At 47.2% G+C, this 8,038-nt stretch carries 6 protein-coding genes; 3 read left to right on the top strand and 3 right to left on the bottom strand.

Going from position 1 to position 8,038, the window contains the following annotated elements; all coding sequences use genetic code 11:
• Positions 1-828, bottom strand: an 828-nt coding sequence (gene epmA / locus AC3A8L_RS06645; RefSeq protein ID WP_487961450.1) for an EF-P lysine aminoacylase EpmA, incomplete at its 3' end; no start/stop codon positions are given.
• Positions 829-919: 91 nt separating this feature from the next.
• Complete coding sequence (gene efp / locus AC3A8L_RS06640; protein WP_487961449.1) at positions 920-1,492, bottom strand: elongation factor P; 573 nt, start codon at positions 1,490-1,492, stop codon at positions 920-922.
• Between the two features lie 44 nt (positions 1,493-1,536).
• Here efp and epmB point away from each other — a divergent pair, with 44 nt between their 5' ends.
• The 3 genes from epmB (at position 1,537) to AC3A8L_RS06625 (ending at position 6,736) form a co-directional block, all read left to right on the top strand.
• On the top strand, positions 1,537-2,544 hold the full coding sequence (epmB, locus tag AC3A8L_RS06635) for an EF-P beta-lysylation protein EpmB (RefSeq protein WP_487961448.1): 1,008 nt from the start codon (positions 1,537-1,539) through the stop codon (positions 2,542-2,544).
• A 158-nt stretch (positions 2,545-2,702) separates the two neighbouring features.
• Positions 2,703-4,400, top strand: coding sequence for a hypothetical protein (locus AC3A8L_RS06630; protein WP_487961447.1), 1,698 nt, complete (start codon positions 2,703-2,705; stop codon positions 4,398-4,400).
• A gap of 251 nt (positions 4,401-4,651) precedes the next feature.
• Positions 4,652-6,736, top strand: coding sequence for an EAL domain-containing protein (locus AC3A8L_RS06625; RefSeq protein ID WP_487961446.1), 2,085 nt, complete (start codon positions 4,652-4,654; stop codon positions 6,734-6,736).
• A gap of 98 nt (positions 6,737-6,834) precedes the next feature.
• Here AC3A8L_RS06625 and AC3A8L_RS06620 read toward each other — a convergent pair whose 3' ends face one another.
• The gene (locus AC3A8L_RS06620; RefSeq protein WP_487961445.1) at positions 6,835-8,007 is read right to left on the bottom strand and encodes a hypothetical protein; all 1,173 of its coding nucleotides are present in this window, start codon (positions 8,005-8,007) and stop codon (positions 6,835-6,837) included.
• Positions 8,008-8,038 lie beyond the last annotated feature (31 nt).

The following is an 8,038-nucleotide window of genomic DNA, read 5'->3' as shown; positions in this document are numbered from 1 at the left end:
AGGCAAACCAGAATCTAGCTCTGCCATTAAATTCGGATTAATGGGAATTTCCGACAAGCCGCTCTGCAGGCGAAGATAATTGTCGTGCTCAAAACGTTTACGCTGCTCTATGGGGCAGGTCAGCTCCCAATAGCCATTCGCTAACTCAACCCCTTGCCAATACAATTCAAAACGTTTGGCCACTCTTTCACCCTGCTTGTTTTTCGCCAACTTTGCTAATGCGCATTGCGCCGCAGGGAAATCATAAACAATGGTCGGGGCGCTCAAGTTAGGCTCCACAGACAAACTAAAAATAACATCCAACCATGTACTCACCGAATCGTCATTCCACGATATTCCCAAGTTTTTTTTAGCATAATGAGAAAGCTCATCAACATTCGCAACCATCGGATTGATACCCGTGTACTGCATAAAAATATCGCGATAAGCCACGCGACTAACAACCGCCTTACAGCCCAATGCTTGTAACAATAATTCAAGGTCGGTCATTAATGCCTTATCATCAAAACCCAAACGGTACCATTCGAGCATGGTGAATTCGGGCTGATGTTTTCTCCCTACCTCGTCCGCGCGGTAAGCTTTTGCTAAATTAAAAATACTGCCGGAACCCTTAGCCAATAATTGTTTCATATAATATTCTGGCGATGTTTGCAAAAAATACTGCGTACCATTAACGTTCACAGGCAGCCCACCTAAATGAACATCCGTTACGGTATATTTTGACAAAGCGGGAACATCAACTTCCATGACCTGATGCCGAAAAAAATAATCTCGAATTTTATGCATTAGCTCAGCTCTAGCTTGCAAACACTTTACTGCATCACCCATTCGCTCAACACCTTTTACAACTTGGCTTTTTAAAATACAACAGACACAAAAAAGGCCAGGGTTACCTGGCCTTTTTTGGTAAGGAAAAAGACTATTTAGAGCTCGCGCGCCCCAAATACTCTCCGGTACGAGTATCGACCTTAATAATTTCACCGGTCACCAAGAACAAGGGAACTTTCACCACAGCGCCCGTTGTTAAAGTCGCTGGCTTAGTGCCGCCCTGAGCTGTATCGCCTTTCAAACCTGGATCTGTTTCGGCAATTTCGAGCTCTACATGGTTAGGCGCCGTGACAGCCAATGGCGCGCCATTGAATAGCGTCACCACACAGACATCCTGCTCTTTTAGCCACTTAGCCGTATCGCCAACAGCTGTCAAATCAGCCGGAAACTGCTCAAAGCTTTGCGGATCCATAAAATGGAAGAATTCGCCATCGCTATAGAGATACTCCATATCTTGATCCATAACATCTGCCGCTTCAATCTTTTCTCCAGACTTAAAAGTACGCTCCCAAACGCGCCCAGAACGTAGGTTACGCAAGCGAACACGGCTAAACGCCTGCCCTTTACCCGGTTTAACAAATTCGTTTTCTACAATCGTACAGGGATCGCCATCGAGCATAACTTTAAGCCCACTGCGAAATTCGTTGGTAGAATAGTCAGCCATTTCACTTCCTCTTCAGGATTCGTTGCATAAATAAAAAGGCGCGTATGATACCCCGAACACAGCAGGCTGCGTATACCCCCAACTGGCAAGAAGAGCTAAAAAGCTTAATAACTTGCCCCAAAGCACTTTTTGAAGCGCTAGAACTCCCCGAGGAATACCTTCCCAGCGCTTATCAGGGGGGCTCACTTTTTAGCGTTCGTGTAACGCGGCCGTTCCTTACAAGAATGAAAAAGAGAGACATTAACGACCCTTTACTTCTCCAAGTACTGCCTCTACAAGCTGAAAATGACACCCCTGAGGGCTACTCCGACGACCCACTAGCCGAACACCAGCACAACCCCGCACAAGGCATTATTCACAAATACCATGGTCGCGTGCTTCTTATCTCGGCCGGCCAGTGCGCCATCAACTGCCGCTATTGCTTCCGCCGCAGCTTTGACTACCAAAGCAACAGCCCAAGTCGGCAGCAATGGCTCGATTCGCTCAACTATATACGCAACGACACCAGTATTAACGAAGTGATTTTTAGTGGCGGCGACCCACTGGTGCTTGGGGATACGCAACTCAGCTGGCTGATTAGTCAAATCGAAGATATCCCCCACATCACGCGCATCCGTTTTCACAGCCGCCTACCCATTGTATTACCGAAACGTATAACATCCGCATTCATCGATCGGCTAGCCACCAGCCGGCTCAACGCCGTAATGGTCATCCACTGCAATCACCCCAATGAGATAGACTCAAGCGTTCGCGAAGCGCTTCAGTACATCAAACAAGCGGGTATCACATTACTGAACCAATCGGTGCTATTGGCCGGTATTAACGACACAAGCGACATTTTGATTGAATTAAGCGAACAACTATTTGACGCGGGCGCCTTACCCTACTATTTACACCTTATGGATAAAGTAAAAGGCGCGGCGCATTTCGATACCCCCGAAAAAGACGCTATTGCCATACACCAACAAATGCTAGCCGTACTACCAGGCTTTCTTGTCCCTAAACTTGTACGAGAAATACCGCACAAACCCAATAAGACAAGTATCTTTTAGTTGGCGTAGATATCGTTATAATGGCCAACTTCACAAAACCAGAATGACGCGCTTTACGCATACGTAAAAAAGTGCTTCTTGGTTTGGAATGGAATCCCGAAAAAAACAACACGGCTTTTTGCGAAGAGCAAAAGGGATAATAATTTTAAGGCATTTAAATGACTCACGAGATAGATGTGCAAGCCCTGCTAAAAGCGCTTGAACTCCCAACACAGGACATCGAACTGCTCGCTTTTTGCGCAAGCAATAAATCGAGTCGCGTCACCGACTGGGTCGACAGCCTTAAAACAACGCAAATCGTTCAAACCTGTGGCCACCTGTATCAAGCTATCCCCCAAGTTCTTCGCCTTAGAACCACATTAGGCGAAAGGAAAAGCATGCTGGACAGCTTGTTTCTTGCGGCATACCCCTGCACCATCTCACTGGGCAAAGCCTTTTTAAATCAACCGCTTGCTTTACCTCAAAACGCGCAAAAAGCTGCCGTATTAGGACAAACAATACTCAAAGGGCTGGCTACGGGCTATTTCCTTATCCTGCAGGACTTGTGTGCCGAGAAAAAATTAAAGCAAACGCAACAGGCCACCGCAGCAGAAGCCCTGTTTAACGGCTTACAATGCCTAGCCTTAATGCAACTTCGCAATCTTCAGCTTTATAGCCAAGCATCTCCAGTTATTTGGCGCTACGCAAACGGCTTTATTCAAATCGCAGAACATCTAAAAGTCGGTCAACTTTTAGTCAAACCTCAATTTTCAGGCCTTAGCCCTGCAACACCGCTTCATTGCTATTTAAGAATGATCGCACTGGGAGGCGCCCGCCTTAATCAATTGACTCAAGTCGATATGAGCCACACCTTTAACGCTCTAGCTTCTTGGGCACAGATCCTTAAAACGTCTCCAACACCAGCAACGTTCTGGATCGACCTGTCATCCAATAACCCGCCCATGCTGACCGAGCGCAAAGCGGCCCCAGAAACCGGGCGAATTTTACACGTCGATTTTTCAGTACTGACACAACAATTAGCCAATCTTCTTGAAGGCGAGGCCAGCCTTATTGGGCTAGACGCCGAGATTTCTATCCCACCAGAGCTCAGCTCTCCGACCACACTCCACCTTGAAAATGCCTGGGGCCGGAACATTGCCAGAACCAGCAATCGCCACGCCAGCGAGCATACAGCCGAAATTGTTGTTGGCTTCCAGCAGTGCCACAGTAAACTCAGCGGTTTCAATGACTTTAGTGAATTTTTAGGCGAACAAAAACGCACCGACACCAACAAGAAACCGAGCGGGCTCTCTGGACTTTCCAACTTATTGGGCGCATTAACACCTGCTGCCAGCGCAAAAGCCTCAAGCAGCGCCTCCAATCCAGCCGCACCATTGCGCGTTATCACGCAAAACATCAGTAAAGACGGCTATTGCTTGTTGTGGGAAGGTACGCAGCCCGTACGTATTGATGCCGGCGATGTCATCGCTATTCGTGAGCACGCCAAAAGAGATTGGAGTCTTGGTGTAATACGTTGGATAAGAAAACTCAAAAGTCACTCGCTAATCGGGGTTCAATTAGTCAGCACCAAACCTCAAGCCGTGGCTGCATCCTGCAACTATGATGACGGGGGTTACTCCGATTTTATGCGCGCATTTACCTTCCCCAACTCACCACCACAAAAGGGCTCAGGCCTACTCACTGCAAATATTCTCTTTGACGAAAACACAAAGATTAAGCTAAAGCTGGATTGCAGCTCAAAACCCTCCCTTGCCAAACTTGCAAGCTGCCAACTCACTACAGGTAAAGCCAAAGCTTTTAATCTAGAGCTAGCCAACGAAAAAGAGGTTTCAAATAAAACACAGCATGCGCTGTAAGCACCCTACCAGTATCCCGGTTATAATACTCCTATACGACTTCATTCAGACGCAGCACTGGCCTGAATGCCAGCAATTGAGTACACTCTGTGGCATTTCGTAAGGCGGTCATCTTAGAGGTGTGCCGTTTATAAGCTCCGACTAGACTTTAACACTGCAGCTATCGGTAAAAAAATAACAATACGAAAACACTCAAAGTCACAAGTGGCTTGCTATATAAGCAAACCAGAAACCTATTAAAGCAGAGCGGTATGAACGCCAACACTCCAATTCGTTTATTGATATTGAATGACTCACGCGACGAGGCCAACCGCCTTGCCAGCATGCTCACCAACGCTGGGAAAACACCTGACGCACAACACGTAGAAAGCGAAGAGGCCCTAGTAAAAGTGCTACAGGAGCGCAGCTGGGACCTTTTGATTGGGCATGCCGACACCACCAACCTCACACCAGAGACAGCCCTCAAGCAAATTCGCAAGCTCAATAAAGACGTACCGATGGTACTGCTTACCGACAAAGCAGGTAGCCTAGCTATTGTCGATGGAATTAAGAAAGGCGCCACTGATGTTTTGTTGGTAGACGAAGATCAGCACCTGCTTCAAGTGATCAGCCGCGAACTCGAAAACCGAGAATACCGCAGCCAAAGCCGTTACGCCCAACGCAAACTCAAAGATGTAGAGCGCCGCAATCAGCAACTACTCGATAGCTCTAAAGATGCAATCGCATTCGTCGAAGATGGTATGTTTTTATACACCAATGAGAGCTTCGCACAATTACTGGGTTATGCCGACAGAGATGATTTGGAATGCATGCCTATTATCGATATCATCGATCCTAGCGACCAAGAAATACTCCGCGACTTTTTAAAAGATGTGGCAACAAAGGGCAACATGCTCGACACCCAAGTCCTTGCGTTTAAAGTCCTCAGCGAAAACGGCACTAGCAAAGCGATTAACGTTGACATCAGTCTTGCCAGCTTTGATGACGAAACCTGCATTCAACTATTAGTCCCAGGAGTAGGCAAAAGCCAAGCTAGCGAAAGCAGTACACCAAGCACCAAAAACTCGGAATCGAGTAGCAACCTGCTAGACCGTAATACGTTTGTCGAGAAGATGTATCGATCGCTGGATGTTGCCGCCGAGAACGAACAAACAGGCGCCGTCATTCATATAGAAATCGATCAATTCCTGCCCACCGTGGTACAAAAAGTCGGGGCGCTGGCCGCCGACCGCACGCTGAAAAATATTGGTAATTACTTAAAAACCTTGTGCCCAGAAGGTTCGGTCGCTTGCCAATTTGGAGGCAATGCTTTTCTTCTTCTTATTGCCAATACGCAAGCCAATGCCGCACTTGAAATAGCCGAAAATATTTGCGCTCGTTTGCGCGAATATTACATCGATATCGACGGCTCCAGCTTACAGTTTCAATTTTTTGTGGGCGCAGGGTTGTTCAGCGAAACAACAACAACGCCAGACACGCCAATAATGCACGCACTCAAAGCCGGCGAGCTAGCACGACAAAACGAAAGCAAACTGGCCGAACTGTACGAACCCCCACAAGAAGCGGGTGAGGCGACCGCACGCAGCGATAAAGACTTAGAAAGGCTAATCCAAAAAGCATTGGATAACGGGCGATTCAAACTACTATTCCAGCCCATTCTTAGCTTGCGCGGCTCAACACAAGAGCATTATGAAGTGCTTATGCGCATGCTTGACAGCAAGGGTAACGAAATCACTCCAGAAGATTTTCTAGACGTTGCCAATGAAATCGGCTTAACCGCTAAAATTGATCGTTGGGTTATTTTAGAAGCGTTAAAGACACTCACATCTCACCGCGCCAACGGCCACAACACTCGCCTAATCATTAACTTAAGCAATGCTTCAATCAAAGATAACTCACTCCCAGAGTGGCTATCTATTGCATTTAAAGCCGCCAAATTACCTTGTGACAGCTTAGTGTTTCAAATGACCGAGCCCGAAGTCAATGATCACATTACACAGGCAAAAGCACTCAGCGAAAAACTCACTGACCTGGGAATATCGGTATGCATTAGTCGCTTTGGCTGCAGCGTAAACCCCCTTAACGCCCTCCAGCACGTACCAGCCAAGTACATAAAAATAGATGGCAGCTATACTCAAGAGCTTCAAGAAGGCAATAGCGCGCGCTTCTCTGAGTTAATTAAAGAGCTACACACTATCGAAAAAATCACGATAGTTCCCTTCGTTGAAAACGCCAGCGTACTCTCAAAACTGTGGCAATCTGGGGTTCATTACATCCAAGGCTTTTACTTACAGGCCCCAACGGACAGCATGAATTACGAATTCGATAACGAATAAGGGGCGAGGCAAAATAGTTTGTTAAATTAGACGAGGGCGCCGGCCCTCTCAACAAAGCGCTCAAAGGGGCGCACGCCTCGGTAACCGCTCCTCGAAAACTACACTTCACTCAATAATTGTTCGACCTGTTTATCCAATAGTTTTTGATACGCAATATCAAAACTTTCCAACTGCCACCAACAGTCATCCAAACGCACCATATTTAAGCGCCGCGACAAGGCTTGCTGATTTTCATCGTTAGCCAAATACAAAGCAAAAGGCGATACAGGCCTAGACGCTAAATCGTTAAACTCATCCTGTAAACCGATCACTGAACCCACGGAGGCTTTGACACAGGCGGGTATAAACGCCGCCTTAACAACCGCCGAGAAAAATGCCGCTGTGCGCAAAGCATCATCCTCCGATTGCGCACTGGGGAATAACGCTACCAACATTCCATCTTGAATCGTGAGCTCCGGCGCCCGCGCCCATTGCCCGCCATATAGGCTCAGCGCCAAATCAGCGATTTCACATAACTGATGCTTCACCTGCTCCGCTAAATCCGCACTCAATGTTTGCATCAACCGAGAATAGTCATGTATTTCCAACATCGCTTGCGCCGTTGCCCTTACAACAAAGGCATCTGAAGCGAGATCCTGCTCCACCTGAACCACATCACCTATATCACTAACATCACCAAAATCTTCAGCAGACGACTGGGTCACACACTCTTTACGATTACGCGCATTCTCAAAAACAAGCTCCCTTACCTCCCAAATTGACATCACAGCCACTAAACACAAAAAACCGGCCACTACGATCAATGCGACCAAAACTCTCTGCCCGACCACCGGAGCCTTTGTATGGACAGTGACATAACCAGCAATGTTTTGCTGAAAACCTATCGCAGATGAGTACGAAAGCACACTGGCCATTTGATGTGGCGATACGGCATCACCCGATTGCACCAATAAATTATTTTCGACATCGTGAATCGTCGCAAAAAGTACGTAAGGACTTTGCCCCACATCTTGCAACACAACTTGCAGGCTGACTAAATCATGATTCAAGGTCGCATCAATCGCCGACTTAGCCGCCATTGTTGCGAGATTTTCACCATAGACAGCGCTCCAATGCTGATGACTTTTAGCCCCTTGAAGCCACCACAAGCTAGCCGCTAACAACAATGCTGCAGCGGCCCCAACGGCAGCACAAAATAAAGGCGGTAGATAGCGCCCATGAACTTTAATTCCCATAATTTCCTCTGAAGGGATTTTTGCGACATCACACATTACTCGCCTGTATAATGCCGCCTTACTTTGA

Source organism: Marinagarivorans sp. (genome assembly GCF_982758155.1).
Note: the sequence above shows the minus strand (reverse complement) of the source record. Positions and strands in the feature narration are given on the sequence as shown.

Coding starts and splice junctions, on each gene's coding strand:
- efp (WP_487961449.1), bottom strand. CDS start 1,492: ATGGCTGACTATTCTACCAACGAATTTCGCAGTGGGCTTAAAGTTATG.
- epmB (WP_487961448.1), top strand. CDS start 1,537: ATGATACCCCGAACACAGCAGGCTGCGTATACCCCCAACTGGCAAGAA.
- AC3A8L_RS06630 (WP_487961447.1), top strand. CDS start 2,703: ATGACTCACGAGATAGATGTGCAAGCCCTGCTAAAAGCGCTTGAACTC.
- AC3A8L_RS06625 (WP_487961446.1), top strand. CDS start 4,652: ATGAACGCCAACACTCCAATTCGTTTATTGATATTGAATGACTCACGC.
- AC3A8L_RS06620 (WP_487961445.1), bottom strand. CDS start 8,007: ATGTGTGATGTCGCAAAAATCCCTTCAGAGGAAATTATGGGAATTAAA.